This window comes from Pseudomonas sp. GW823-FHT05G12 (genome assembly GCF_058795575.1).
This window is the reverse complement of sequence record NZ_CM179501.1, coordinates 2,794,188-2,820,890: the sequence shown is the minus strand read 5'-3', so window position 1 is coordinate 2,820,890 and position 26,703 is coordinate 2,794,188. Positions and strand designations below refer to the sequence as shown.

The following is a 26,703-nucleotide window of genomic DNA, read 5'->3' as shown; positions in this document are numbered from 1 at the left end:
AGGCATGACCCACTTCGCGAACTCAACGGGCGCGTTCCCGGCCACGCGTTTGCGCCGTAATCGCGCTGACGAATGGACGCGTCGTCTGGTCGCTGAAAACAGCCTGTCTCGCGATGACCTGATCTGGCCGGTTTTTCTCAAGGAAGGCTCAGGTACACGCGAGGCGATCACCGCCATGCCGGGCCAGGTACGCGTCAGCCTGGCCGAACTGCCGGATCACGTAGGCCGGGCGGTCGAACTGGGCATTCCGGCCATTGCCCTGTTTCCCGCCACTCCAGTGCAGCGCAAAGACAGTGAGGGCACCCACGCCCTCGACGCGGACAACCTGATCTGCCGCGCCGCCAGGTTGCTCAAGGCCACGTTCCCCAACCTTGGCTTGATCGGCGACGTCGCACTGGACCCCTACACCGACCATGGCCACGACGGCGTGCTGCGCCAAGGCCGCGTGGCCAATGACGAGACCTTGCAGGTACTGGCGGCCCAAGCCGTGGTCCAGGCCCAGGCCGGCATCGACACCTTGGCACCTTCGGACATGATGGACGGGCGCATCGGCGCGCTCAGGTCCGCGCTGGACCTGGCCGGGTTCAGCGATGTGCGTCTGATGTCCTACGCCGCCAAGTACGCGTCCGGCTTCTACGGCCCGTTCCGCGACGCGCTGGGTTCGGCGGCCGCGCTCAAAGGCGACAAGCGCACGTACCAGATGGACCCGGCCAACAGCGACGAAGCCCTGCGCGAAGTAGCGCTGGACCTGCAAGAAGGCGCCGACATGGTGATGGTCAAGCCCGGCATGCCTTATCTGGACATCATTCAAAGGGTCAAGGCAACCTTTGCCGTGCCGACATTCGCCTACCAGGTCAGCGGTGAATACTCGATGCTCAAGGCAGCGATCAATCAGGGCTGGCTGGATCCGCACACGGTTATCCTGGAGGCGTTGATGGCGTTCAAACGTGCGGGGTGCAACGGCATCCTGACTTACTTCGCTCTGGAGGCCGCCACGCGGCTTAAACAGGGTTGAGTGGCCTTTTCGAGAGGACACCGCGCTCAAGCGCAAGGACACGCAGCGTTGCTCACGCCTCTCTCTTGGCCGCGATCAGGCTGCCAGCCGGTGGTTTCTGGCGGAAGTAGCTGTCCAGCCCGGCGAATATCGCCTCCGCGACCTTGCGCTGATGACGGGCATCATGCAACCGCCGGCAATCTCCGGCATTGGAAATGAAACCGGTCTCGACCAGGATCGAGGGTACTGCCGCCGACTTGAGCGCGGCGAAACCTGCCTGTTCCACCCGCGCTTGATGCAGGCCCGACACCTGCCCAAGCTGCGAGAGCACCTGATGCCCGAGATCCAGGCTTGTGGCGATCGTCGAGTTCAGCGACATGTCCAGCAGCACGCTGGCGACCATGGGGTCGCGCTCACGCAGCTTGATCGGCAATCCCCCGCCGGCCCTGTCTGCATCGTTTTCCCGCTGCGCCATCCAGCGCGCCATCGACGACGTCGCGCCCCCTTGCGACAAGGCGAACACCGATGCCCCAGACGCCGTGAGTCGCGGTGCAGCATCGGCATGTACCGACACGAACAAGTCCGCGTTCAGCCGCTGACCGAGTTCGGCGCGCTTGCGCAGCGGAATGAACACATCGTCACTGCGCACCAAGCGTGCCTTGTAGCCTTTCTGTGCATCGATGCGCTTGGCCAGCAACTTGGCGATCTGTAACGCAACGTGCTTTTCCTGCTCGCCCTTGGGCCCTACTGCACCGGGGTCTTTGCCGCCATGCCCGGCATCGACCACGATCAACAGGTCGCGCTGTCGCGCCAAGGGCTTGGCAACTTCCGGCGCAACGCCCACCGGTGGCCCAGTGAGTACCAACTCCAGGCCATGCGGCCTGGTGTTGAGCGAGCGGACTTCGCCGCCACTGCCGAGTCGGCCAGGTCCAGCACGATACGCAAGTCACCGGACGCGGTGATGCCACTGCGTACGGCTGTGACGGCAGTGCCTTCCAGGGCAAGATCGTTCAGTGACGCCTGCAGACTGGCCTGAGGAAGATCAAGAACCAACCGCGGTGGCGCCGCGAGGCTGAAATGCTTCGCCGCCACCGGCCCGGTAAGCTCCAGCGACACCTTGGTGACGCTGCCCGACCGGCTCACCCAAACCCGTTTAACCGCCTGCCCGGCTTGTGCCGCAAGAGGCAGCGGCAATGCCAGGCATGCAAGCAGTAGTTTCAGCACTCGTCGACGATCCATATGGACTCCCATTGACCTGCGAACCAGCGAAGCCTCGGGCAATTTCGCTAGCCATTTTATTATTGTTACCTTATAACATCCCAAATCCAGAACAAAATGAAGACTGCCCGCCAACGGAAGGAGACCTGCATGCAACTGACCAGCAATCAGCAACGTGTCCTGACGGCGCTTCAGCAAGCCGACAAGCCGCTCAGTGCCTACGCCATTCTGGACAGCCTGCGCAATGAAGGTGTCAGGGCGCCGACGCAGATCTACCGCGCGCTGGGCCACTTGGCCGAGCAAGGGTTGATTCATCGGCTGGAGTCTTTGAACGCTTATGTCAGCTGCACCTGCCCAAGCCAGTGCGAAGCAGGTTTCAGAGCGTTCGCCATCTGCGACAGCTGCGGCCATGTCGATGAGTTCAACGTACCGCACCTGAACCAGGCCCTGGGGCACTGGATGAAACAGAACGTGTTTTCGCTGTGCAGCTCGGTCATCGAGCTGCACGGTAAATGCGCCGCCTGTACTCGCCGTGATGCAGGCGAGGACTGAGCAGAGCCGCACGCATGCGCACCACCCTTTATCATGAGGCCTCCCGATGAGCCCCCCTGTCCCCCATACCAACGAAGCCGCGCGGCTGCCCGTCACTGTACTTTCCGGCTTCCTGGGAGCCGGCAAGACTACCCTGCTCAACCATATTCTGAGCAACCGCGAAGGCCGGCGAGTCGCGGTGATCGTCAACGACATGAGCGATGTGAACATCGATGCCGCACTGATACGCGAGGGTGGCGCCGAGCTGTCACGCACCGACGAAAAGCTGGTGGAGATGAGCAATGGCTGTATTTGCTGCACCTTGCGCGAAGACCTCCTGCTCGAAGTGGACCGTCTAGCCAAAGAGGGTCGTTTCGACCAATTGGTCATCGAATCGACGGGCATCTCCGAGCCACTGCCGGTGGCGGAAACCTTCACCTTCGAAGGCGAGGATGGCCGCAGCCTCAGCGAAGTGGCACGCCTCGACACCATGGTCACCGTGGTCGATGCCTTCAATTTCCTGCGCGACTACAGCTCGCGCGACAGCCTGCAGGCACGCGGTGAATCGCTGGGCGAGGAAGACGTGCGCACCGTGGTCGACCTGCTGATCGAGCAAATCGAGTTCTGCGACGTCATCGTACTGAACAAGACCGACCTGATCAGTGGCGAAGAGCGCGATCGCCTGATGGCCATCCTCAATACCCTCAATCCAAGGGCGAAAGGTCGAAATGGCACGAGGACGTTGGCGATGCCCGCCAGGAGCTGGTGCTGATCGGTATGGAAATGGACGAGGCAGCGCTGCGGGCGCGTTTCGATGCCTGCCTGCTGACCGATGAGGAAATGGCCCAGGGACCGGAAGGCTGGATGAAGCTGACCAACCCCTTCCCCGGCTGGAACTGATTCAAACGCCTTGCTGCCACGTGCAAGGCTCCCACCACTGGATATACATGATGAGCTCAGCATTACCCGACGTTTCCGTCACCGACCTGGCCCCCAGCCTCAGCCCGCTGCAATGGGTCGGCATGCAGGGTATCGACCTGCCGGTAAGGATCCAAGAACCGACCTACCAGCGTGAGCTGCACGCCCGGGCGGATGTCCAGGTCGACCTGCCGGTACCGCATGTCAAAGGCATTCACATGTCCAGGCTGTATCGCCTGCTGGACGCCTGGGGGCAGGCTGCGGCGGTGTCGCCGGCAAGCCTCTTTGCGCTGTTGCAGGAGATGATCGACAGCCATCAGGATTGCGAAAGCCGCAATGCCAGGCTGCGCCTGGATTTCGACTTGCTGGTTCGCCGCCCTGCACTGGTGACCGAGGGCCTCTCTGGCTGGAAGTCGTACCCGGTTCACGTGCTCGCGACGAAGGTCGGCGGGGCGCTGAACCTGAGTATCGAGGTCAGGATCGGCTACTCCTCGACCTGCCCGTGCTCGGCCGCTCTCTCCCGGCAGTTGATTGAGGACGGCTTCCTGCGAACCTTCAAGGACCAGCCACTGCTCGAAGCCAGCGCCGTCGCGCAGTGGCTGCGCAGCAACGCGTCGCTGGCGACGCCACATAGCCAACGCAGCGAAGCTCGAGTGCGCGTCACGGTACCTGCCGATGCCCCGGATCTCGGGTTACTGGCCCTGATCGACCACGTCGAAGGCGCCTTGCGCACGCCGGTTCAGACCGCCGTAAAACGGGCTGACGAACAGGCTTTCGCAGCACTCAACGGGCAGAACCTGATGTTCGTCGAAGACGCTGCGCGGCGTATTCAGGCAAGCCTGCACGGTTACCGCGATAGCCAAGTGCACGTTCGCCACCTGGAAAGCCGCACGATGCTTCGGCCTGGTCCGCCCCGCAGGCATCTGCGCCTGACCAACAAGAATCATTTGCAACCGGTAATGAACGCTAACCACTGGTGTTACGTTATTACATCTAATAACATGCGCATCCCAACACATGAACATTTCCTCATCAGGATTCATTTGTCAGGTCTGACGCAAGGCGGGCCGCTCTACTCGCAAGGGTTTCTTGTCATCTGTGATGCAGCACCGCCCGAAGCAGGGCGCGGCATCGATGTTGGCATCGAGTGCAGCCTGCACAGCCTACACCGTGGAGCCTGATGGTGTATCCGTTGTGATCCCCTTCGAGCTCGTGGACAGTGCCCAAGTCAGGACGTATCCAACAATGCAACGTTATAGCGTGAAAAACGGAGACTTTACGTGAACCCTGGTGCCCCCCTTCTGGCCGGCCTGACGCTGGGCTTGTTCGGCCAGCCGATTTCAGCGGCACAACCCTTGCTGCTGAACGAAACCTCCATCACCGATGCCTACCTCGAAGAGCGCGCCGACGGGCCGGTGCAAGGCTATCGTGCCAACCGCTCTGCCACGGCCACCCGCACCGATACCGACATCCGCGACACGCCGCAGAGTATCGACGTCGTGCCCGCGCAGGTGATCAAGGACCTCAACACCACCCGCATCGACCGCGCCCTGGACTTTGCTGGCGGCGTGTCGCGGCAGAACAACTTCGGCGGCCTGACTTTCCTCAACTACAGTGTGCGCGGCTTCACCACGGGCGAGCTGTACAAGAACGGTTTCGCCATCAACCGCGGCAGCTACAGCTCGCCGGACACCTCCAACATCGAGCGTATCGAAGTGCTCAAAGGCCCGGCTGCCAGCCTGTACGGCCGTGGCGACCCTGGCGGACTGGTCAACATCGTCACCAAGCGCCCCCAGGCCGAAGCCTTCAGTACCCTCACCCTCAGCGCAGGCAGCTGGGACCGCTACCGCACCGCCCTGGACGCCAACTCGCCGCTGGACAGCGAAGGGAATCTGCTGGGCCGGATCAACCTCGCCGTCGAAGACAACGACAGCTTCCGCGATCATGTCGGCAGCGAGCGCCGTATCGTCAGCCCCTCCCTGAGCTGGCAACTGTCACCCGACACCCGACTGATGATCGACACCGAGTTCTCCCGCACCGAGTCGGTGTTCGATCGCGGCATTCCGGCGGTCAACGGCGAAATGGGGTCGGTCAAGCGCTCGACCTTCCTTGGCGAGCCGAATGACGGCGATATCCGCAACGACAACCAGACCCTCGACGTGGCGCTGGAACACGTGCTCAACGACAACTGGAAGGTGCGCCTGGCCAACCACTACACCCAGGGCACGCTCAAGGGCAACAGCTCCGAGCCCCAGGCCCTGGTGGGCACCACCATCACGCGCTTCTATCGCGAACGCGACTTCGAATGGAACGACAGCATCACCCAGGCCGAGCTGCACGGGCAGTTCGAGTTGGGTGGCTGGCAGCATCAGACTCTGGTCGGGCTGGAGTACGAAAACTACCGCAACAGCCAGAAGTACCCGCAAAGCGCCACCTCCGCAGCGTATGGGCTGGATATCTACAACCCGGTATACGGCAAGCCGAAGCCAGCCATCACCCGTGCCAACGACTTCTTCGAGCACACTGAAAGCTACGCGATCAACCTGCAAGACCAGATCGCTTTCACCGAGCGCCTGCGCGGGTTGCTGGGCGTACGCCTGGAGCGCTTCGAGCAGACCTCGCAGAACCGCACCGCGGGTCTCAGCAACAGCCAGGAAAAGGACGTTGCCACACCGCGCATCGGGGTGTTGTACCAACTGACCCCGCAAGTCGGCGTGTTCGCCAACGCATCCACTTCGTTCAAACCCAACACCATCGGCACCCAGGGCCAGGTGTACAAGCCTGAAAAGGGCTTGGGTTACGAGACCGGGGTCAAACTCGACGTCCTCGACAGCCGCCTGGGCGCGACCATCGCCCTGTTCCATATCGACAAGGAGAACGTCATCACCACCGACGCCCTTGGCGAGAGCGTGGCGGCGGGCGAAGCGCGCAGCCAAGGCCTGGACCTGCAGTTCAGCGGCCAGCTGACCGACGCGTTGCGAGTGATCGGCGCCTACGCCTACATCGACGCCGAGGTCACCAAGGGCGACGCAGCCCTGCCCAAAGGCAGCGACTTGCTCGGTATCGCCCGTAACAGCGGCAGCCTGATGGGCGTGTACGAATTCCAGGACGGGGCCCTGCGCGGTTCGGATGTGGGCGCAGCGGTGAACTACGTCGGCGAACGCTCCGGCCAGGCCGGCAGCGACTTCACCCTGGACGCCTACAGCACGGTCGACCTGCTGGCGCACTACAAGGCCAGCGAACAGGTCACCGTCGGCCTTAACCTCAACAACCTGTTCGACCGCAAGTACTACGAACGCTCGTACAACAGCGCTTGGGTGCTGCCCGGGGAGCCACGCAACTTCAGTGTCAGCCTGACCCTTAGCCTTTGAACCGAGGAACCATCATGCATCCATCGTTGAAAGTCGCATCCCTGTTGACCCTGATGGTCAGCGTCAACGCAGGCGCCCACGGCCTGTGGACCGAGGAGCGACGTGGCAATATCGAGGCCGTGTACGGCCACGGCGCCGAGGATAACGCCTACAAGGCGGAAAAGATCAAGCGCGCCTGGGCGTTCGACGCGACCGGGAACATGGTCCCGGTCACGGTCGAGCGCCTGGCGGATCATGCCGTGCTGCAACCACTTACCCCGCCTGCGGCACTTGCCGTGCTGCTGGACAACGGGCCTTGGTCGCAGCGCCCGGACAAGCAATGGGTCAATCAGGATCGCACCCACGTCAAGGATGCGATCGCCTCCACCCACAGCTTGAAATACAGCCTGGCGATCTACCAGAGCGGTGCTCGCCTGCCGAAACTGGACATGCTGCGTTTGGCGATCGTTCCCCTGAGCGACCCTCTGCAAGTCGGGCCAGGCAAGACGCTGGAAGTGCTGGTACTGCTCGATGGCAAACCGGCTGCTGATATCCCGCTGCAGGGCGATTACCGAGGCGCCCCTCACCAGGTCAGCGCCACCACCGACAAGCAAGGCCGGGCACGTATTACCGTACGCAATGAAGGACTCAACATCATCGCGGCCCAGGCTACCCTGCCAATGGCAGACGGCAGCCCCGTGGCCCAGCAGAGTCTGTTCAGTTCACTGACGTTCCTGGGTGAGCCGCACCATGAGTAACATAAGCGACCTACCTCGGCCGTGTCGGCCGAGGTATGGCAGCTATAGACGTTCGGAATGAGTGCCTGCAACCAGCATCCGCACCATGACCATTGGCACAAGCCCGGCTGCGGCCACACGGCAATCGAACTCGATGGGCATGTCGATTACCTGCATGATGGGCACTTGCATCACATGCAGGGCGATCATGTCGATGAACACACTAGGTCGTTTTTGCCGAGCCCCCAGCGCTAATCGAACAGGTCAACACTTGCGGGCGCTCCCCGGGCGCTACCACCGGGGCAGCAGGCATCCGGTATTGGTTCTCCCACTTCGCCACAACCAGAGGCGCCAGTGCGTTGCCCAAGACATTCAGCGCCGTGATCGGCATGTCCATCAAGCGATAGACTCCGGCGATGAATGCAATACCTTCCACAGGCAGACCGGCACTGGTCAGCGTAGCGGTCAAGATCACGAACATGGCCCCCGGGACGCCGGCTGCGCCCTTGGAGGTCAGCACCATGATGATGATCAGCATCGCCTGGTCAGCCAAGCTCAGGGGAATTTCATACAGCTGCGCGATGAACAGCGTGCCGATGCCCACGAACAGCGATGCGCCATCCAGATTGAAGGAATAACCCGTAGGAATCACCAACGTAGCAATCGAACGCGGCGCACCGTAGGCCTCGACCTTTTCAATCAGCTGGGGCATGACAGTCGCCGAGGCGGCAGTACTGAACGCCAGGATCAACTCATCCTTGATCGCCTTGATCAGGTCGAAGATGTTGATCCCGGCAACCTTCGCGATGCCGCCCAGCACGACCACGCCGAACAGAATGACCGCGACGTAGGTGACGGCAATCAGTTTTGCCAGAGGCAGCAACGCGGAAAGCCCGAAGTTGGCGACCGTCACGCCGATCAGGCCAAAGATCCCGATGGGTGAGTAGTGCATCACGATATGCGTCACCTTGAACATCGTCGCGGAAATGGCATTGACTACCGCGATCAACGGCATTTTCTTCTCTTTGTCCAGAGCACTTAGCCCAAAGCCGAACATGACCGAGAAGAACAGGACAGGCAGCAGCTTTCCTTGCGCCATTGCACCGACGATATTGTCCGGGATGATATTGAGGATGACTTGAGCAAAACCTGTGCTCTCCGAGGTAGAGGGAAGCGAGAGCGATTGGGTGTTTGCCAGGGTCGTCAAGTTGGCACCTACGCCTGGCTGCGCAAGATTGCCAACCAACAGGCCGCACACAATTGCGATGCTGGTCACGACAAAGAAGTAGAACAAGGCTTTCACCCCCACCCGCCCTATCGCCTTGCTATCACCATTGCCTGCGATCGCGCCGACCATGCACGCGAATACAAGAGGTATGACAATCATCTTCATCATCTTGATGAAAATATCGCCGACGGGTTGCAAAAAGCTGCTGATTATCCAGGCTTTGTACTCGGGAAAGAAATTTAGAAGTGCCCCCACTACAACCCCGAGCACAAGACCTGCAATAATTCTAGTCACCAGACTAGTCTTCGCCATACGTCCTCCAGTTATTATAATTTGGACTGTACATTGGCCGGCAAAAATGCCAAACACATCGTTGGAGCTTGTTATTTTTATTGAGTGGCCACTCATCGATACACGCCTCTTATCTCACGCAGACAAAGCGGGAGGCGCGTCCCGGACGTTTTTGCCAATCAGGTGGCAAATACACCTTCAAAGTCCTTGAACCCTTTGATCTCGATCGGGTTGCCACTGGGGTCCAGGAAAAACATCGTTCGCTGCTCCCCAGGTTGGCCCGGGAATCGTACAACCGGCGGTATGTCGAACTGCACACCATGAAGCGCCAGGCGGTCTGCCATCGCGAACCAGTCATCCAGATGCAGCACCAAGCCGATATGCGGCATCAACACTTCATGGTCGCCGACTTTACCGGTACGGGTAGTTGGAAAAGGAACACCTTTGTGAAGTGAAATCTGGTGACCGAAGAAATCGTAATCCAAATAAGTGTCACTCGTGCGGCCTTCTTTGCAGCCGAGAATGTTACCGTAGAAGTTACGAGATGCTTCGAGATCTGTAACATGGTATGAAACATGAAATAACGATTTCATAACTACCCTCTTTGGTTTCTGATAGAACTTTCGGGGAGGTTAGCGTAGCCTCGCGCAAGTGCTAAAGCGCATTTTTCCATCTCTCAGCGAAAGGAAATGTTTTGGACACTCGATTTCTCGAAAGCCTGATGGCAGTGATAGAGACTGGCTCGATTGCAGCGGCGGCTCGACGGGAAAACCTGACAGCACCTGCAGTCAGCCAGCGTATACAAGCCCTCGAGAAATCGCTGGCGTGCGAACTCCTGAACCGAAGCGCACATGCTGTCGAACCTACCGAGAAATGCCTGTCGTTGCTGCCGAAAATTCGAGATCTGATCCAGGGGGCAGCAGAGCTGAAAGAGGATCTGGACACCAGTAGCCTGTCGGGGTATCTCAAGATCGGTGCGATCTCTACAGCGTTGACAGGCATATTGCCAGAGGCCATGAATCAGCTATCAAGCATTGCCCCGCAACTAAGGCTACGCATCACGCCAGGGGACTCGCGCAGTCTTTACGAACAAGTAGCCTGCGGAGAGCTCGATGCGGGAGTCATGGTATGTCCGCCCTTCAGCGTCCCCAAAAGCATTCGTATACAGGTTCTTCGAGAAGAACCCCTGATGCTTTTGACCAAAGACCCCGTTGACAAGCGCGACATCCGCTCGACGATTCTTGGTCGAAACCTGATTCGATATGACTCACATGCCTGGGGTGGGCAGATTGCCCAGCAGTACTTGAATGACAATGACCTGCAGCCCGATGTCCTCTGTAATCTGGATGCGCTGGATGCTATCTACATCATGGTCGCCAAAGGCATGGGGGTGTCTGTTGTCCCACTCTGGGCGGGATTGAAGACTGACGACGTACAGGCAACGCCAGTGTCGGACGCTGACAGCTACATGCGCCAGGTAGTCCTGCTTCACAAGGCCAACCCCAGAAGGCCCAAGGCGGTGGAGGTATTGAAGGTACAGCTTATGAATAACTGCAGCTCCCCATAAGGGCCTACACTCTCGGCAACAGGAGGTGTTCATGATAGCTCGCTGGCGTTGGTTGGCTACGCGAATTGCCAAGCGTCTCTGGTTCAGAGCAACGCTTTTCTCCCTGTTGGGGGTGGTTACCGCGCTACTGGCCATGGTGTTCAAGGATGCAGTGCCGGTCAGCTTGCCTGCACGTATCGGTGCAGATGCCGTTGACAAGATATTGGGCATCATCGCCTCGAGCATGCTTGCCGTCACGACGTTTTCGCTCAGTACAATGGTCTCGGCCTACAGTGCCGCCAGCAGTGGCGTAACCCCGCGCGCCACTTCGTTGGTCATGGAGGACGCCACGACCCAGAACGCTCTGGCGACCTTCATCGGGTCCTTTCTCTTCAGCCTCGTCGGCATCATTGCACTGAGCACCGGAGCCTACGGTACACAAGGTCGTGTAGTGCTTTTCACCGTGACGATTGCAGTGGTGGTCCTGATCATCTACACCTTGCTGCGCTGGATTGATCACCTCTCCAAACTAGGGCGCGTAGGCGAGACGATCGACCGTGTCGAAAAAGCTGTGATCAAAGCCATCGAGCAGCGTGTTGAACACCCGTTTCTGGGCGCTGCAGCCTACCCGCCTGACCTCAAGTTTCCTGGGGTAACCCATGAAGTGAAAAGCCGCCAGACCGGCTATGTCCAGCACATCGATGTCCTCACGTTGAGCAAGATTGCAACGCGCACCGAGATTCGAATTTTCCTCGAAGTCCTGCCTGGCACCTTTGTACATGAGGGTATGGTGGTGGCACGGGCCTTGGCCGTGGATGGCGAGCCGCTCGATGACAATGGCGCGCTGGACATCGAGATGCTCGCTGCCGTGACCATCGGCCTCAGGAGAACGTTCGAGCATGACCCGCGCTTCGGGCTTTCGGTGTTGTCAGAGATCGCCTCGCGAGCGCTTTCTCCAGCAGTAAATGATCCCGGTACAGCCATCGACATCATTGGCCGCGGCATTCGCTGCCTGACGTGTTGGGGGAAACTGCATCCCGTGGCGCAGAGCACGGATAACAAATGCCCGCAGGTCTATGTTCGTGCACTGCTGGCGGATGACCTGTTTGACGATTTTTTTGCGCCGATCAGCCGGGACGGCGCGGCTTTGCAAGAGGTCAATCTGCGTTTGATCAAAGCCCTGGTCAGCCTGGCGCGCATCAATCCCCGCGCATTTCAACCCGCCTGCAGCCGGCATGCCACGCGCTTGCTTGCACACGCGGGCAGTGGGCTTGTACTTCAACAGGACAAGGACGAACTCCGCGCGCTTGCTGCCGAACTCATCGGTGTTCAATAGGTCTCGTGCGCCTGTACCCGATTGAATATTCGTGCTTGAAAAATCACACTATTCAGATGCATCAGAAGATGTAGAATCCCTCGCCAACCTCCCAACCTGATCATTCAGTTTTCGCGCCGAGTTCTGCCATGAAGCTGGCCCACCACACACGATCACATGTCGCCTGGGTGCTGTATTTCAGCGTCCTGTTCGGCTCGTTGCTGTGCGCCATGGGCCATGGTCAAATGGCCGGGTTGCACCTGGCTGGCATAGATGATGCCGCCTGGTGCACGGCCGACAGCAGCGGCATGGTCCAAGGTGAGCAAGACTTCAGCGATCCGACCCTGCCTGCCGGCGGTGACTGTGTGATCGCCAGCCTGTTCAGCGCCACACTGCTGGCCGTATTTTTCGGCCTGCTGACCCTGCTCGCCGGCGAGCCGGGCAGCCCCTTACCCAACCAACCTCCGCCACGCCTGCCCAAGCATCGTTGGCCACTGGTCAATCCCCGCGCCTCTCCTGCTTCGCTTCTCGCGTTCTGACATCGCCACGTCCCCGTGCCGCCTGATCGGCAGCGGGCGTGTGCTCACCGATTTCAGCCAGGAAGCCTTGCATGTTCCGCATGACCACTTTGGCGCTGCTCGTTGGCAGCGCAACCTGTGCCTGGGCGCAGGATGACACCCTGACCCTGCCGGCCAGCAATGTCACGGCCACAGCCAATCAACCCAAGGAGGCAACCAGCCTTGACCTTGATCGCCCCGTCGAAAGCGGCTCGCGGCTGAACCTCAGCGCCAGGGAGAACCCCGCTTCCATCAGCGTTGCCGACCGCAAGACCATGGAGCGCATCGGCGCACGTAACTTCCAGGACGCCGCCAATGCACTGCCCGGGGTTAACGCCTCGGCTCCGCCCGGCTGGGGGGGATATGTGTCGTACCGAGGGTTCAACGGTGCCCAGATCAGTCAGTTGTTCAATGGCATCAACTTGCAGTATGGCGGCGCGGCGCGCCCGGTGGGCGCCTGGATCTACGACCGCGTCGAATTGCTCGGCGGGCCCTCCTCCTTCCTCAACGGCAGCGGCGCTGTCGGTGGCAGCCTCAATTTCATCACCCGGCTGGCAAGCCGTGACGAAGACACCTTCGAAGGGCGCGTCAGTTATGCACGCTACGACACCATGGAAACGTCGGTCGCCTTCAACAAGGCGCTGAACACGGGCGACGGCCCGCGCCACTATGCCCGCCTCGACTACAGCCGCACCAGCACCAACGGCTATATCGATCGGCAGGAGAATGGGGCCGGCAACCTGGCCTTCTCGCTGCTTAGCGACATCAACGATCAGCTCTCGCACACGCTGGCCATCGAATACCTGGAAGAGCAAGAGGACAGCCCCTACTGGGGCACACCGGTATTGCAGCCATTGGTCGGTACCTTGCACATCGACAAGCACAACCGTTTCAACAACTACAATGTCGAAGACGGTCGCTACGAGCAGCGCACCCGGTGGCTGCGCTCGATCACCGACTATCGCTTCGATGACAACACCCAACTGCGTAACACCTTCTACCACTACAACGGCCAGCGCGATTACCGCAATCTCGAGGTGTATCGCTACAACGCCGACAACAGCGTCATCGCTCGCTCGGGCGGCTATCGCCAGCGGCACGACCAGGAGGTCAACGGCGACAGGCTCGAGCTGACCCATCAGGGCCAGTTGTTCGGCCTTGCCAGCGACTGGGCGTTCGGCATGGACTACAGCACCAACCAGCAAACCAACTACCCGCTGTCCAAGGGGGCGTTCGACACGGTTGACCCGAACGGCTTCGAACCCGGGCACTTCCTCGATATCCCCGGTATGGACGCGCCCATGACCAAGGGCAGAACCACCACCACCGACACCACCTCGGCCTTCGTCGAGAACCGTACCCGCCTGACCGATCAACTGTCGTTGATAACCGCGTTGCGCTACGACCATATCGACTTCGACGTGGTCGACCATGTGGCGCGAGCCAGGCTGGACCGACGCTGGGACGCCATCACCGGTCGCCTGGGGCTGGTCTATGACCTGACCTCCAACGTCAGCCTGTACACCCAATACAGCACCTCGGCCGAACCACCAGGCGGTACCCTGACCAGCGCCTCGATCAGCCAGGTCGGCGACTTCGACCTGAGCACCGGCCGTCAGGTCGAAGTAGGCAGCAAGTTCGACTTCCTCGACAGTCGCGGCTCGGCCACGGCAGCGGCGTATCGCATCGTGCGCAAGGATATCTCCGTGCCCTCCTCGACCGTGCCCAACACCACCGAGCAGGCGGGCCAGCAGACCTCCACTGGCATCGAGCTGGCAGCCTCGTTCAAGGTCACGCCCAAGCTGCTGGCGGCGGGCAACTTCAGTTGGGTAAATGCCGAATACGATGAATTCAACGAGACCATCGGCGGCGTGGTGTACTCGCGCAAGGGCAAGAACCCGGTCAACATCCCCGACCGCGTGGCCAACCTCTGGTTGACCTACGACCTGGCGCCCGGCTGGCAGGTCGGGGCCGATGCCCGCTATGTCTCATCGGTGTACGCCAACACTGCCAACACCGCATGGGTACCGTCGTACACCGTCTACGGGCTGTCCATGACCCACGACCTGGATAAGCACGTGCAAGTCAGCGCGCGCCTGCGGAACCTCACCGACGAGGTGTATGCCCGCTTCATCCACCAGACCAACACCCAATACTACCTGGGTGAACCGCGCAGCCTGGAAGTCGCTGTGCAGTGGCGCTACTGATGAGCGTGAAGCGCCAGCTGTACCTGTGGCACCGCTGGCTGGGCATCGTCGCCTGCCTGTTCATGGCGCTGTGGTTCGTCTCCGGGGTTGTCATGCTGTACGTCGGCTACCCCAAGCTGACACCGGCCGAGCGCCTGGCCCACCTGCCGGCTTTGCCGGCGGGGTGCTGCGCCGAGTTGCCCGAGCATTGGGCGCAACAGCCGCTGAAGGCGCTGCGCCTGTTCGCCTGGCTGATGCGGGTGTTCAGGGTGGCCGCCAGCATGCGCAGTCATTGAGCCCTCAGCGTGGTGCACCTGCGACAAAATGGCATGCCACGCAACGTATACAGCCCGCAACGGATGCGGCTTAATTCGCGCCACGTTCGGTCGAGTGACTCATGCTTTCACGTGCACGTGCACAACTTTGTCTGTTCGCCTGCTTCGCCCTGCTGTTCAACCTGCTGGCGATGCCGCTCGACCGTGCCTTGCAGGCACCCCGCATCGACAGCCAGTCGTTGATATTTGGCAGCTTCTGCAGCCTTCACGGTGCCCAGAGCCTGCCCAAGTCACTGTTGACCCAGCTCAAGGCAGACCTGCCGCAACTCGACCACTCCCCTGAACCCAAGCACCAGAGTGGTGACTGCTGTTGTGGCCATGCCGGCCATGCCTTGGCAGGCGGTGATTACTACCGCCATCTGTTCCCCCGCTACTGGCCGGCCGACCTTCTACTGGGAGACCGTCATGCCTTGCCGCTGCCACGAGAACAGTGGCCTCGGCTGAATCCCCGCGCCTCACCCCTGGCCTAAACCGTCGCTGCTGTCTTGTGGTCATGGCGTGCGCTGCACGACGCCTGACCTTGCCCGACCGTTTTTGCCAGGAAACCACCCATGCCTGCGTTCCGTTGTACCGCACGCGCCGTACTGCCCGTGCTCGCCTTGTTCGGCCTCAACCCACTGTCACTTGCCATCGCTGAGACACTGCCTGCCGAAAACTCGGTACTCACCCTCGGCGCGGTCAATGTAACCGGCACCGACAGCGGCCCCCTGGCCACAACCAGCGTGCTCAGTTCGGTGGATATTCTGGGCGGTGACATCCTCGAGAAGATGCCAGTTGCCTACAGCTGGGAGCTGTTCCGCCGGGCACCGGGGGTGATGCTCACCGAGTTCAACCAAGGCACCACCTCCGGCAAGCTGTCGTTCCGCGGTTTCAATGGCGAAGGCGAAATCAACGCCGTGAAACTGTTGATCGACGGCATTCCCAGCAACACCAATGACGGCAACATGCCCTTCATCGACTCGGTGTTCCCCATGGACATCGACAGCATCGAGGTGGTGCGCGGCACCAGCGACCCGCGCTATGGCCTGAACAACATTGCGGGCAACGTCAACATCAATACCCGTACCGGCGGCAACTACAACAAAGCGCGCATGCGTTATGGCAGCTTCAACACCCGCGAGGTGCAACTGGCCAAGGGCATCGAGACCAGTAACTGGACGCGGAACTACTTCTTCGCCCGCCAGCAGGTCGACGGCTACCGCGACCATGCCGACACCGAACGCTACAGCTTCGGCGGTAAATGGTTCTACACCCCGGACGATGGCAACTACCGCGTGGGCCTGATCGCCCGCCATTACGAGTCCGAAGCGCAGGAGGCCGGCTACCTCACCGAGGACAACGCCCGCCACCACCCGCGCATGAGCAACGACTACAACGCCACGGACAAGGGCACGCGGCGGATGAACCAGGTCAGCCTGCATTTCGATACCGAACTGGCGCAGACCCTGTCCTGGTCCGCCAGGACCTACGTCAACACCTTTGACGACCGGCGCTGGACCCAGTACTGGAGCAGCAGTTCGCAGCAGGAACGCGACACGTACGAAACCCAGTACGGCGCCATTACCTCGCTCACCTGGCGCCCGCAGGTCGACTGGCTGCATGCCTTCGCCCTGGAAGGCGGCAGCGATATCCAGAAGCAGGAAAACCGCAGCGAACGTTACCGCACGCTCAACCGCGTGCGGCAGACGCAAACCCGCGACCAGCGTTACGACTTCAACACCGTGGGGGCCTATGTGCAGGCGGAGATCGAACCGGTCGAATCGCTGACGATTGTCCCGGCGTACCGTGTGGACAGGATCAGCGGTGACTTCACCAACGAGATGACCGGCCAGGATTACGACATCAACGACTACGGCCTGATCAAACAGCCCAAGCTCAGCGTGGTCTATTCACCCTGGAAGGTCGCCAGCGTCTATGCCAATTGGGGCAGAACGTTCCAGGTGGGTACGGGCGCGGCCGCCTACAAAGTACCACCGCGCAACGAAGACCTTTCTCCGTCGATCAACGAAGGCTGGGAAACCGGTGTCAAGTTCACGCCAGCCGGTTGGGTCGATGGCCGCTTCGCCTATTGGCGCCAGGACGCCACGGGCGAGGTCAGCCGCCGTCTGAACGACCCCAGCGGCGAGTCGGACAACGTCGGCGAGACACGCCGCTGGGGCTATGACCTGCAGGTTAACCTGCACCCGGACGCACGCACCGAGATGTGGATGTCGTATTCCTGGCAGTACTCGAAAATCCTTGAGCCCAGCAGTGCCTTGCCAGCCAGCAAAGGCAAGGAAATCGACCACGTGCCGCATCACCTGTGGAACACCGGCATCAGCTACCAGGCCACCCCTGCCCTGCAATTGACGGCCTGGATGAATGGCCAGACCCACTACTACCTGGAACGCGAGAATACCCAGGGCCGGTATGGCGGTTACGTACTCACGAACCTTGGCGCGACGTACAAGGTCACCGAAGCGATGAGTGTCGACCTGCAGTTGAAGAACCTCACCAACCGCTACTATGAGTACGTGTGGTACGACCCGGATGGTGCGGAGGCTTCCCTGCACGCCCCGGGTGACGGTCGAGCGCTGTATGCCGGCGTGACGTTCGACTTCTGAAAGCCTGCACGTTGGTCGGCGCCAGTGGTTCGGGCAACACCCTCAGCTGCCTTGGCTTGCTCGATCACTTGTTGGCCGTGGCGATCGATTGGCTTTCGAATTGCGGGAAAACAGGCTATGTTCGTGATACGGAACTTGCGAGGGAAAACTGGCCTTCGGTCAAGGAAGGGATCCGCGCAACGACATGAAATGCGGAAAACGTCGCAGGTGCCGTAGCCGTGGTGATAGCCAGTTCTGCACTGCCACTACCTACCGCAACGCTTTCTGAATCCAGCAATCAAACATGGCGAAGGGCATCACATGTGAACGCCAGGAGGCTTTTCCAAGACGCCAGCAACGTGCCAGTATCCGCTACCGGTCACGAGTGGCGTCACCAGCCATGACAAACCTTCATCCCCGCGATGAAATAGCGCGCTCCGTACGGACGGATCGGCTCGAACAGCTGTTCGTCCAGTCAGCGCCTGCGGTGCTTGGCAGCTTCCTGGCCGCCGTAATGCTGTGCTGGTTGGGCTGGGAGCGTTTCGACCAGCAAAGGGTCATCGTCTGGATGACATTATTGGGCCTGTCGACCGGCGTGCGTACCGCCATGTTCTTCGCCTATCTGCGAGCACCGGCCAACCAGCGCACAGCCGAACGCTGGGAGTGGCGTTACTGGGTCACGCTGATGCTGTCGGCGGCCATCTGGGGCTGGGGCGCCTTTGCCGTAATGCCCGCCGACGACGCGCTGGGGCAGACGCTGATCATGCTGTTTGCCGTGGGCATGTCTGTCAGCGCGGTGTCGTGCTACTCCTCTTACCGCAACATGACCCTGGTGTCGATGGGCCTGGTCTTGCTGCCTTCTACGGGCTGGCTACTGCTGCAACCTTCCACGCTGCAACAAGGGATAGCCTTGGCGGTATTGGTGTTTGCCTGGTTCGTGGTCAGCGCGACGCGAAGCCTGTCCTCGGCATTGACGACGGCCTGGCGCCTGAAACACGAAATGCAACGCGCGCATCGGCTGGCCATGGTGGCCTCGTGCACGGACGAACTGACCGGCCTGAACAACCGACGTGCTTTTTTCGACAACGCTTCGGCGCAGCACGTCCGGTGCAGGGAGGCGGGTACATTCATGGCCGTGTTGATGCTGGACGTCGACCATTTCAAACAGATCAACGACACGTTCGGGCATGCCGCTGGTGACCAGGTGCTGAAGCGCATCGGTGCAGCGATCAGTGCCAGCCTACGTGACAACGACATTGCCGGCAGGCTGGGCGGCGAGGAGTTCGCCATCCTGCTGCCCAATACGCCGCCAGACACGGCGATTGAAGTTGCCGAGCGCCTGCGGGCCCTGATAGCCAAACTGCGTGTGAATGATGAACACCCGGTCACCGCAAGCATAGGTTTAGCGTTCGCGAAAGCCCCTGCCTCTGAGCTCGGCGCCTTGCTCAGCAGTGCAGACAGCGCCATGTACCTTTCCAAGGTATCGGGCCGTAACCGGGTCACAGTCGCCGAACCGGAGCAGGAGGCATTGCGCAAGCAGCACTAGCCCCCCAAGGAAGCGCTATGCAGGGTCCTGAGCCGCAGCCTCACCCGGCTCCGGGCGTTGCGTGCGGGTTCGGTGTTTCAGCAGCGCACGTGCCGCCAACGCCGCGAGCACCAGGCCTGGAGCCGCGGCCATCAGCAGCCCCCCCGCACCTGCACCTGCTGCAAGGATCTGCCCGGCCGCCAGAGGACCGGCCATGGAACCCAGGCGCCCCACCGCCACCGAAGCGCCCAAGCCCGTTGCGCGCACCTGGGTCGAATACAGCGTCGGCGCCAGCGCGTACAGCACCAACTGGCCACCAATGGCGCAATACCCTGCAGTGAACCCGGCCAGCAACATCAGCCCGAAACTGCTCGACAGCCCCAGCCCCGCCAACGACGCCAGCATGCCGGCGTAGGCGATCAATACCGCCCGCCCGGCAAACCCGCGGTCCATCATCCGACCGGTCAGGAACGATCCAGCCGCCCCACCCAGGTTGAACAGAATCTGCACGGCGCCCGCCTGCGGTCGGCTGAAGCCTTGGCCGATCAACAGCGACGGCAGCCAGTTGAGCAACATGTACAACACTGTCAGGGTGAAGAAACATGCCACCCACAGCAACAGCGTGCGGCTTGCCTGCTGCGGCCCGAACAGTTGGGTAAGCACACCTTCACTGCCAGCCTTGGCAACGCCTTGGGCACGGAATGCCTGGGACTCTTTCAGCCAGATCATCAGCACGAAGGCGATCACTATCGGTGCGATGCCGCCGACGTAGAACACCGTACGCCAACCGTCGCCCACGCCGGCCATGCCGATCAGCGACGCAACCGCCCCGCCCAGCGGCACACCACAGTAAGTCAGGCTGACCGCCGTGCTCCGCAGACGCTCAGGCGCCGCCTCGCTGGCCAGGGCGATCAGGATCGGCAACGCCGCCCCCAGCCCGAGCCCTGTCATCAGCCGCGCGATCAACAGCGAATCGTAGGTCTGGGCATGGGCGGTCCCTAGCGAGAAGCCGCCAAACAGCAGCACCGCCACGATCAGGATCGCTTTGCGGCCAAAGCGGTCTGCCAGCCAACCGCCGATCAGCGCGCCGGGCAGCAACCCCAGCAACCCGGCACTGAATACCCAACCGAGCATGGCAGGGGTCAGGTTGAATGCCTTGGCCATGTGCGGCGCGGCGATGCCGGTGGCCTGCAGGTCCAGCCCTTCCAGCAAGGCAACGAGAAAACACAAGCCGATGGTGAGCACGGCCTTGCCCGATGACGCGGATGAATGATGCATGTGTGGCCCTCTGTTGTTGTTATCGGTCGGGTGGTCAAAGGCGGAACGTGGCGCGTACTGAGACGAACGACGAATCTTCGCCGCCAGCCTCCTTGATGGCCGTGCCCACGTCGTAGTACTTCAGGTCAAGGTCCAGGGTCAGGTTGGGAGTGGCAAGCCAGCGCGTGCTGGCACGGTAGATGGTACCGACATGGCGACCCGTGCCGCGGGTGTTGGCCAACATGCTCATGCCGGGCATGTACACGCCGTCTTCCTCACGCTGTTTCCACACTTCGAAGATGCCGGGCTCGATGCGCAGCGTGCGCCAGGGCGAGAAGCCGAAGGTCGGCCCCACCACGATGATGTTGCTCAGGGTGGTGAGGCTGGCTTCACCATAGACACCATTGCGTGGGTAAAGCGGGTCGAAGGTGCCGACTTTTCCGTCGCCCAGGTCACTGTCGCCGCTTGCGGCATCGATGCGCATGGCCAGGCGCGGTTGCCAGGGGTGGGTGAAGGTGAAGCCGCTGTCGCTCGACAGCGCCCAGGCGCGGATCGACGCGTTGCCCAGGTGGCCGGTCTGCCCGACAAGGTTCCAGCTCCAGTCCAGTGCCTGATGGCGGCCGAACAGCCGCGTGCCGAAGGTGTAGCGCTGCTCGTCACCCGACTCGCCGGCCAGGCTGCGGTCGTCGGTTTCCAGGCTAAAGGCTAGCAGGTCCATGTTCCACGACGCCGACAGCGGCAAGGTGCCGTAAAGGCCGTAGAATTTGATGTTGTTGTTGCTGCCATCGTCCCAACTGTCTTCACCGGTTTTCAGCGGGCGCACAGCGAATGCATCCAGCTTGCGTCCGTCCTTGAGGTTGAGGCTGGCGCGCACGCCGTCGAAGCTCAGGCGGATGTTCGGCGCGTCGCGGTAGGTGACCAACACCTGGTCGCCGAAGCCCATCTCCTGGCGACCTATGCGTGTGGTATAGCGCCCGGCGGCGAAATCGTGGTTGAAATCGACGAAGGCCTGTCGCACTTCATTGCGGCTTTCATCATTGGGCGAGTACAAGTCCTTGCCGAAGGCACGGGTATTCTCGACCTGGACGAAGGTACGCACGGCATCGTCGAACAGGTGCAGGTCGGCATGGGCCTGCAGCCGTTGCTGCAGATAGGAATCGTCGTTCAGCCCGCGCAGGCCAAAGAAGGGTTTGTCCGAAGCATCGGCCCGGTAGCGGGCCTCAGCCCCGAGTTGCAGCCAGGCCGACTCTGACAGCCGATGGTAGCGCAGGCCATCGAAGGGGGCAGTGGCCTTGGCGGGGTCGTCGAGAAAGCGGTAGTCCTCGATCCAGCGAGGGGCCCCTGGCCTCCCCGGCCGGCTCTCTTCAAGCGGGCTGGCCGCGTAGGCGGACTGGCACAGCGAAAGCACCATGAGGGGCAGGCATACCCCGTTCAACGGCTTGATCATCAGAATTTCCCTTCACTTGTTTTTATAATTGTTCTTACAAACTGGATAACTCTGTTAACGATTATTTTTGTTAACCATATGCGCCGTCAATAGCGTTTTGCCGTGTACAAGGAATGATCAGCATCAAGCGTTCGCTAATCGCACACTTCTGCAGCGAGCGGCTGCGGCATTCATTCATCCGTCGCTAGAATCCAGTGGCGTGCTGTCTATTCAGAGGCCATGCGCAAAATTCGAGTCCATTACAAAAACAAGAGTCCCCCCATGAATTGCCTCCGCCCCCTTGCCGCCCTCGGCGTGCTCATGCTCGGTGCCAGCCACGCCATGGCCGCACCAACCGTTAAACAACCAAACATTCTGCTGGTGGTCGCTGATGACCTCGGTTTCTCCGACCTGTCGGCCCTGGGCAGCGAAATCCAGACGCCCAACCTGGACAAACTGTTGGCCGACGGCCGCCTGATGCTCGATTTCCACGCCGCGCCCAGTTGCTCGCCGACGCGGGCGATGCTGATGTCCGGCAACGATCCACACCTGGTCGGGCTGGGCATGATGTCGGAGACGCGCAAGCGCCTGCCGGCCGGCGCAGAGGTACGCGCCGGCTACGAAGGCGTGCTCGGTGCCAATGTCGCGACCCTCGCCGAACTGCTGCACGACGCCGGCTACCGCACCTACATCGCCGGCAAATGGCACCTGGGCATGCAACCGACCCAACAGCCACACAACCGCGGCTTCGACCAGGCCTACGTGCTGCTCGAAGGCGGCGCGGCGCACTTCAAGCAGGCCAACATGGACCTGCAGTCGAACTACAGCGCCACCTATCGCCACAATGGCGAGCCGATCGCGCTGCCCGACGACTTCTATTCCACCACCTGGTACACCGACCGCCTGATCGACGCGATCGACCAAGGCAAGGCCAGCAACAAACCGTTCTTCGCCTTTGCCGCCTACACCGCGCCGCACTGGCCGCTGCAGGCGCCGGATGCGTACCTGGCGCAGTACCGAGGCCGTTACGACCAAGGCTACGAAGTCATCGCCCACGAGCGCCTGAAGCGCCAGCGCGAAGCCGGCCTGGTGCCCACCGACTTCCCCCTGCAAGCACAACTGGAAGGCGTGCCGAGCTGGGCATCGCTGAGCGATGAACAAAAACGCCAGTCCGCGCGCACCATGGAGGTATACGCCGCCATGGTCACGGCGCTGGACGCCGAGGTGGGGCGCCTGGTGGAACACCTGCGCAAGACCGGCGAGCTGGAAAACACGATGATCCTGTTCATGTCCGACAACGGTCCGGAGAACGCCACCCGTGTCGACCCCGAGTGGATCAAGGCAAACTTCGATAACCGCCTGGACAACTACGGCCGCCGCGATTCGTTCCTGATGATCGGCTCGGCCTGGGCCCAAGTCAGCGCCCTGCCCAGCCGTCGCTACAAGATGACCACCTACCAGGGCGGCATCCGCGTACCGGCCTTCGTCTACTACCCAGCCACCATCAAGGCCGGCCGCAGCGAAGAGCTGGCCAGCGTCCGCGACATCATGCCGACCCTGCTGCAACTGGCCGGTGCGCCGATGCCCGGCGTCAAGTACCGCGACCGCGATATCGTGCCGCCGCAAGGCACATCGGCGCTGAACTACCTGCAAGGCAAGGACAGCCAGATCCACGCCCATGACGAAGCCCTGGGATGGGAAATCAACGGCAGCGCCTCGTTGCGCAAGGGCCCGCTGAAGCTGGTGTGGGATGCCACCGACAGCAAGCCGAGCTGGCACTTGTATGACCTGAGCAAGGACCCTGGCGAGCACCACGACATCGGCGCAGGGCACCCCGAGCAGGTGGCGCTGATGCTGCGCGACTGGAAGGCTTATGCCCAACGCGGCAACATCGCGATCGATGCCGACGGCCGTCCGGCCAGCCCGATCCTGGTCAAGCCGCAATGATCGCCCGGGCAGCCGGCTGCGCAGCACTCGCCGCCGGCCTGCTCGCCGCCGCCTATGCCGTGTGGCCGCAAGACCCGGCGCCGGCGCTGCTGTGCACGGGCTACAGCGGCCTGCCCGCGCAGCGCCAAGGCCCTTGGCGGGACGGCATGGTGCACGTGCCGGGCGGCGAGTTCAGCTTTGGTTCAAGCCGCTTTTACGACGAAGAAGGCCCGCCTCACCCCGCCAAGGTGTCCGGCTTCTGGATTGACGTGCATCCGGTCACCAACGCCCAGTTCGCGCGCTTCGTCAAGGCCACCGGGTATGTCACCCATGCCGAGCGCGGTATCCGTGTCGAGGACGACCCTGCCCTGCCCGACGCGCTGCGGGTACCGGGTGCGATGGTGTTTCACCAGGGTGCGGACGTGCTCAGCCCCGGCTGGCAGTTCGTGCCCGGCGCCAACTGGCGACACCCGCAAGGGCCGGGCAGCAGCCTGGCCGGGCTGGACAATCATCCGGTGGTGCAGATCGCCCTGGAAGATGCCAAGGCCTATGCCCGCTGGGCAGGCCGCGAACTGCCCAGCGAGGCGCAGCTGGAATACGCCATGCGCGGCGGCCTGACCGATGCCGACTTCAGCTGGGGTACCACCGAGCAGCCCAAGGGCAAGCTCATGGCCAATACCTGGCAGGGTCAGTTCCCTTATCGCAATGCGGCGAAGGATGGTTTTACCGGTACATCACCCGTGGGCTGCTTCCCGGCCAACGGCTTTGGCCTGTTCGATGCTGGCGGTAATGTCTGGGAGCTGACTCGCACGGGCTATCGGCCAGGCCATGACGCACAGCGCGACGCCAAGCTCGACCCCTCAGGCCCAGCCCTGAGTGACAGCTTCGACCCGGCAGACCCCGGCGTGCCGGTGGCGGTAATCAAAGGCGGCTCGCACCTGTGTTCGGCGGACCGCTGCATGCGCTACCGCCCCTCGGCACGCCAGCCGCAGCCGGTGTTCATGACGACCTCGCACGTGGGTTTCAGAACGATTCGGCAATGAATGGCAACGGCGTGGCGGCCGCGTCGATGGCCGCCACCTGCCGGTCGAGGTCGGGCAACAGGTAGCTGAGGAAGAACCCAACGCTTTCCTGCTTTTCCCTGCGCTGCGCCGCTCCCAATGGCAACGCCTGGATGCAGCGCGCGCTGCGGGCCCAGGCGAAGGCCTGCAGCACCGTTGCGCACAACTGCAGGAAGTCGCCTGCGGCGCGGTACGGAAATTCGGGATCGCCCGCGGTCATCGACAGCACCTTGGCCAGCACTGCCTCCAGCGTGTCGCACGCGCTGCCCAACGCGGTGGCGGCTGCACCAGCGTCCGCAGCAGCCTCGGTACGCAACTCACCCAACAGCAGGGCGAACCCTTCCCCCCCATCGCCCAATACCTTGCGCAGCATCAGGTCGTTGGCCTGTATTTCGTTGGTGCCTTCGTAGATCATCGCGATGCGGCTGTCGCGCAAGGTCTGCTCGATGGCAAACTCCTGGGTGTAGCCATAGCCACCCAACACCTGCAAGGCCTTGCTTGCCAGGCTGAACCCCTGCTCGGTGAAGGCCGCCTTGACGATGGGGGTCAACAGCGCCGCCAATGTCGCAGCCTTCGCCCGTTGTGCAGGCTCGACGGCGGCGTCGGCGATATCCAGCCACTGGGCCGTCCAGTAGGCCAGCGCGCGCATCCCCTCGGTACGCACCCGCAACTCCAGCAAGACCCGACGCATGGCCGGGTGCAGGTGGATCGGGTCGGCGCCCTGGGCGCCCCCCTTGGCCCGCCCCGGGACACTCATCTGGCGCCGCTCCAGTGCATAGTCGCGGGCCTGTTGCCAGGCAGCCTCGGCATGCCCCAGCCCTTGCAGACCAACATGCAGCCGCGCGGAATTCATCATCACGAACATCGCCGCCAGGCCGCCATGGGGCTGGCCTATCAACCAGCCCCGGGCCCCCTCCAGGCGCAGTGCGCAGGTGGCGCTGCCACGGATGCCCAGCTTGTGTTCCAGGCCGTCGCAGTACAGTGTATTGCGCTGGCCATCCTCCAGCCATTTCGGCACCAGCAACAGCGAGAGCCCGCGGTTGCCGGGCGGCGCATCCGGCAACCGGGCCAACACCAGGTGGAGTATGTCGCGGGTCAGGTCGTGTTCGCCGCCAGAGATGAACAGCTTGTTGCCACTGACCGCGTAGCCACCGTCGCCCAGGGGCACGGCGCGGCAGCGCAACAGGCTTAGATCGCTGCCGGCCTGGGGTTCGGTCAGGCACATGGTAGGCAGGGTGGCACCACTGACGATGCCCGGCAGATAGCGCGCCTGCAGCTCGGCGGATGCATGGGCTTTCAGGCACAGGTAGGCACCGTGGGCAATGCCGGTGTACATGGCCCAGCCGTGGTTGCTGCCGAACAGCATCTCTTGCAAGGCCGCCTCCAGCACTAACGGCAGCCCTTGGCCGCCAAGCGCCGGGGCGCATGCCAGCGACGGCCAGCCACCGTCGACATAGGCGCGATAAGCCGCCGGGAATCCGTCCGGGGTGCGTACCTCCCCGCCCTCCATCTGGCAGCCCTGGCGATCGCCCGAACTGTTCAAAGGGGCCAGCACCTGCTCGCAGAAACGGGCCGCCTCTTCCAGTACCTGGGCCGCCAGGTCGAGGTCGACGTCGGCATATGCCGGTAATTGCGCCCAGGCCTGATCGGCCCGCAGCCAGTGTTGCAAGACGAACTGCATGTCGCGCAGGGGCGCCTTCCAGGTCATCGGATACCTCCG

20 protein-coding genes and 4 pseudogenes are annotated in these 26,703 nt (G+C 61.9%); 17 read left to right on the top strand and 7 right to left on the bottom strand.

Annotated features, from left to right (window positions below; genetic code table 11):
* Positions 1-4: 4 nt before the first annotated feature.
* On the top strand, positions 5-1,015 hold the full coding sequence (hemB, locus tag AC3RCM_RS12715; RefSeq protein ID WP_492629652.1) for a porphobilinogen synthase: 1,011 nt from the start codon (positions 5-7) through the stop codon (positions 1,013-1,015).
* A 52-nt stretch (positions 1,016-1,067) separates the two neighbouring features.
* Here the strand turns inward: hemB and AC3RCM_RS12710 are convergent.
* A pseudogene (locus tag AC3RCM_RS12710) lies at positions 1,068-2,233 on the bottom strand (N-acetylmuramoyl-L-alanine amidase).
* Between the two features lie 129 nt (positions 2,234-2,362).
* Between AC3RCM_RS12710 and AC3RCM_RS12705 the strand changes: the two are divergent.
* The 6 genes and pseudogenes from AC3RCM_RS12705 to AC3RCM_RS12680 all read left to right on the top strand — a co-directional run bounded on the left by AC3RCM_RS12705 (position 2,363) and on the right by AC3RCM_RS12680 (position 7,769).
* Complete coding sequence (locus AC3RCM_RS12705; protein ID WP_020190656.1) at positions 2,363-2,764, top strand: Fur family transcriptional regulator; 402 nt, start codon at positions 2,363-2,365, stop codon at positions 2,762-2,764.
* Positions 2,765-2,810: 46 nt separating this feature from the next.
* Positions 2,811-3,464: pseudogene (locus tag AC3RCM_RS12700) on the top strand (GTP-binding protein); the annotation flags it as partial.
* 56 nt (positions 3,465-3,520) lie between these two features.
* Complete coding sequence (locus AC3RCM_RS12695; protein WP_447811282.1) at positions 3,521-3,643, top strand: hypothetical protein; 123 nt, start codon at positions 3,521-3,523, stop codon at positions 3,641-3,643.
* Positions 3,644-3,693: 50 nt separating this feature from the next.
* Positions 3,694-4,631: pseudogene (folE2, locus tag AC3RCM_RS12690) on the top strand (GTP cyclohydrolase FolE2).
* 310 nt (positions 4,632-4,941) lie between these two features.
* Positions 4,942-7,032, top strand: a complete 2,091-nt coding sequence (locus AC3RCM_RS12685) for a TonB-dependent siderophore receptor (RefSeq protein WP_492629651.1) — start codon at positions 4,942-4,944, stop codon at positions 7,030-7,032.
* 14 nt (positions 7,033-7,046) lie between these two features.
* Positions 7,047-7,769 (top strand): DUF4198 domain-containing protein, encoded by a 723-nt coding sequence (locus tag AC3RCM_RS12680; protein ID WP_070096055.1) that lies wholly within the window; start codon positions 7,047-7,049, stop codon positions 7,767-7,769.
* 42 nt (positions 7,770-7,811) lie between these two features.
* On the opposite strand, the gene AC3RCM_RS12675 is transcribed toward AC3RCM_RS12680, so the two are convergent.
* The 3 genes from AC3RCM_RS12675 to AC3RCM_RS12665 all read right to left on the bottom strand — a co-directional run bounded on the left by AC3RCM_RS12675 (position 7,812) and on the right by AC3RCM_RS12665 (position 9,860).
* Positions 7,812-7,970, bottom strand: a complete 159-nt coding sequence (locus tag AC3RCM_RS12675; RefSeq protein ID WP_492629650.1) for a hypothetical protein — start codon at positions 7,968-7,970, stop codon at positions 7,812-7,814.
* A gap of 1 nt (position 7,971) precedes the next feature.
* Positions 7,972-9,288 (bottom strand): cation:dicarboxylate symporter family transporter, encoded by a 1,317-nt coding sequence (locus AC3RCM_RS12670; RefSeq protein ID WP_104887675.1) that lies wholly within the window; start codon positions 9,286-9,288, stop codon positions 7,972-7,974.
* Positions 9,289-9,446: 158 nt separating this feature from the next.
* The gene (locus AC3RCM_RS12665; protein ID WP_064493486.1) at positions 9,447-9,860 is read right to left on the bottom strand and encodes a VOC family protein; all 414 of its coding nucleotides are present in this window, start codon (positions 9,858-9,860) and stop codon (positions 9,447-9,449) included.
* A gap of 101 nt (positions 9,861-9,961) precedes the next feature.
* On the opposite strand from AC3RCM_RS12665, the gene AC3RCM_RS12660 reads away from it, so the two are divergent.
* From AC3RCM_RS12660 to AC3RCM_RS12625, 8 genes and pseudogenes are all read left to right on the top strand, one after another.
* Positions 9,962-10,834 (top strand): LysR family transcriptional regulator, encoded by an 873-nt coding sequence (locus tag AC3RCM_RS12660; protein WP_064493485.1) that lies wholly within the window; start codon positions 9,962-9,964, stop codon positions 10,832-10,834.
* Between the two features lie 31 nt (positions 10,835-10,865).
* Positions 10,866-12,149, top strand: a complete 1,284-nt coding sequence (locus AC3RCM_RS12655) for a DUF2254 domain-containing protein (protein ID WP_064493484.1) — start codon at positions 10,866-10,868, stop codon at positions 12,147-12,149.
* Between the two features lie 128 nt (positions 12,150-12,277).
* The gene (locus AC3RCM_RS12650; protein ID WP_492629649.1) at positions 12,278-12,667 is read left to right on the top strand and encodes a DUF2946 family protein; all 390 of its coding nucleotides are present in this window, start codon (positions 12,278-12,280) and stop codon (positions 12,665-12,667) included.
* A 71-nt stretch (positions 12,668-12,738) separates the two neighbouring features.
* Complete coding sequence (locus AC3RCM_RS12645; RefSeq protein ID WP_492629648.1) at positions 12,739-14,892, top strand: TonB-dependent receptor; 2,154 nt, start codon at positions 12,739-12,741, stop codon at positions 14,890-14,892.
* A 5-nt stretch (positions 14,893-14,897) separates the two neighbouring features.
* Positions 14,898-15,074, top strand: a pseudogene (locus AC3RCM_RS12640) (PepSY domain-containing protein); the annotation flags it as partial.
* Between the two features lie 194 nt (positions 15,075-15,268).
* The gene (locus tag AC3RCM_RS12635) at positions 15,269-15,676 is read left to right on the top strand and encodes a DUF2946 family protein (protein WP_104961606.1); all 408 of its coding nucleotides are present in this window, start codon (positions 15,269-15,271) and stop codon (positions 15,674-15,676) included.
* Positions 15,677-15,757: 81 nt separating this feature from the next.
* On the top strand, positions 15,758-17,809 hold the full coding sequence (locus AC3RCM_RS12630; RefSeq protein ID WP_492629647.1) for a TonB-dependent receptor: 2,052 nt from the start codon (positions 15,758-15,760) through the stop codon (positions 17,807-17,809).
* 466 nt (positions 17,810-18,275) lie between these two features.
* Entirely contained in the window at positions 18,276-19,334 is a 1,059-nt protein-coding gene (locus tag AC3RCM_RS12625; protein WP_492629688.1) for a GGDEF domain-containing protein, read from the top strand.
* 15 nt (positions 19,335-19,349) lie between these two features.
* On the opposite strand, the gene mhpT is transcribed toward AC3RCM_RS12625, so the two are convergent.
* Complete coding sequence (gene mhpT, locus AC3RCM_RS12620) at positions 19,350-20,591, bottom strand: 3-(3-hydroxy-phenyl)propionate transporter MhpT (RefSeq protein ID WP_019438196.1); 1,242 nt, start codon at positions 20,589-20,591, stop codon at positions 19,350-19,352.
* Between the two features lie 34 nt (positions 20,592-20,625).
* On the bottom strand, positions 20,626-22,017 hold the full coding sequence (locus AC3RCM_RS12615) for an alginate export family protein (protein WP_064493473.1): 1,392 nt from the start codon (positions 22,015-22,017) through the stop codon (positions 20,626-20,628).
* A 261-nt stretch (positions 22,018-22,278) separates the two neighbouring features.
* On the opposite strand from AC3RCM_RS12615, the gene AC3RCM_RS12610 reads away from it, so the two are divergent.
* Together AC3RCM_RS12610 and AC3RCM_RS12605 are read left to right on the top strand one after the other, a co-directional pair.
* Positions 22,279-23,943 carry an arylsulfatase gene (locus tag AC3RCM_RS12610; protein ID WP_064493472.1) on the top strand — a complete coding sequence of 555 codons (1,665 nt, stop codon included), beginning with the start codon at positions 22,279-22,281 and terminating at the stop codon, positions 23,941-23,943.
* Positions 23,940-24,965, top strand: coding sequence for a formylglycine-generating enzyme family protein (locus tag AC3RCM_RS12605; protein ID WP_064493471.1), 1,026 nt, complete (start codon positions 23,940-23,942; stop codon positions 24,963-24,965). Before AC3RCM_RS12610 ends, AC3RCM_RS12605 begins: the two co-directional genes overlap by 4 nt.
* Here the strand turns inward: AC3RCM_RS12605 and AC3RCM_RS12600 are convergent.
* Positions 24,946-26,691, bottom strand: a complete 1,746-nt coding sequence (locus AC3RCM_RS12600) for an acyl-CoA dehydrogenase family protein (protein WP_492629646.1) — start codon at positions 26,689-26,691, stop codon at positions 24,946-24,948. The genes AC3RCM_RS12605 and AC3RCM_RS12600 overlap by 20 nt on opposite strands.
* Positions 26,692-26,703 lie beyond the last annotated feature (12 nt).

Bases quoted from the DNA above. Each gene is read 5' to 3' on its own strand.
- AC3RCM_RS12605 (WP_064493471.1), top strand. From the start codon at position 23,940: ATGATCGCCCGGGCAGCCGGCTGCGCAGCACTCGCCGCCGGCCTGCTC.
- AC3RCM_RS12670 (WP_104887675.1), bottom strand. From the start codon at position 9,288: ATGGCGAAGACTAGTCTGGTGACTAGAATTATTGCAGGTCTTGTGCTC.
- AC3RCM_RS12635 (WP_104961606.1), top strand. From the start codon at position 15,269: ATGCTTTCACGTGCACGTGCACAACTTTGTCTGTTCGCCTGCTTCGCC.
- AC3RCM_RS12705 (WP_020190656.1), top strand. From the start codon at position 2,363: ATGCAACTGACCAGCAATCAGCAACGTGTCCTGACGGCGCTTCAGCAA.
- AC3RCM_RS12680 (WP_070096055.1), top strand. From the start codon at position 7,047: ATGCATCCATCGTTGAAAGTCGCATCCCTGTTGACCCTGATGGTCAGC.
- AC3RCM_RS12695 (WP_447811282.1), top strand. From the start codon at position 3,521: ATGGAAATGGACGAGGCAGCGCTGCGGGCGCGTTTCGATGCCTGCCTG.
- AC3RCM_RS12645 (WP_492629648.1), top strand. From the start codon at position 12,739: ATGTTCCGCATGACCACTTTGGCGCTGCTCGTTGGCAGCGCAACCTGT.
- AC3RCM_RS12650 (WP_492629649.1), top strand. From the start codon at position 12,278: ATGAAGCTGGCCCACCACACACGATCACATGTCGCCTGGGTGCTGTAT.
- AC3RCM_RS12630 (WP_492629647.1), top strand. From the start codon at position 15,758: ATGCCTGCGTTCCGTTGTACCGCACGCGCCGTACTGCCCGTGCTCGCC.
- AC3RCM_RS12610 (WP_064493472.1), top strand. From the start codon at position 22,279: ATGAATTGCCTCCGCCCCCTTGCCGCCCTCGGCGTGCTCATGCTCGGT.
- AC3RCM_RS12655 (WP_064493484.1), top strand. From the start codon at position 10,866: ATGATAGCTCGCTGGCGTTGGTTGGCTACGCGAATTGCCAAGCGTCTC.
- AC3RCM_RS12665 (WP_064493486.1), bottom strand. From the start codon at position 9,860: ATGAAATCGTTATTTCATGTTTCATACCATGTTACAGATCTCGAAGCA.
- AC3RCM_RS12615 (WP_064493473.1), bottom strand. From the start codon at position 22,017: ATGATCAAGCCGTTGAACGGGGTATGCCTGCCCCTCATGGTGCTTTCG.
- mhpT (WP_019438196.1), bottom strand. From the start codon at position 20,591: ATGCATCATTCATCCGCGTCATCGGGCAAGGCCGTGCTCACCATCGGC.
- AC3RCM_RS12600 (WP_492629646.1), bottom strand. From the start codon at position 26,691: ATGACCTGGAAGGCGCCCCTGCGCGACATGCAGTTCGTCTTGCAACAC.
- hemB (WP_492629652.1), top strand. From the start codon at position 5: ATGACCCACTTCGCGAACTCAACGGGCGCGTTCCCGGCCACGCGTTTG.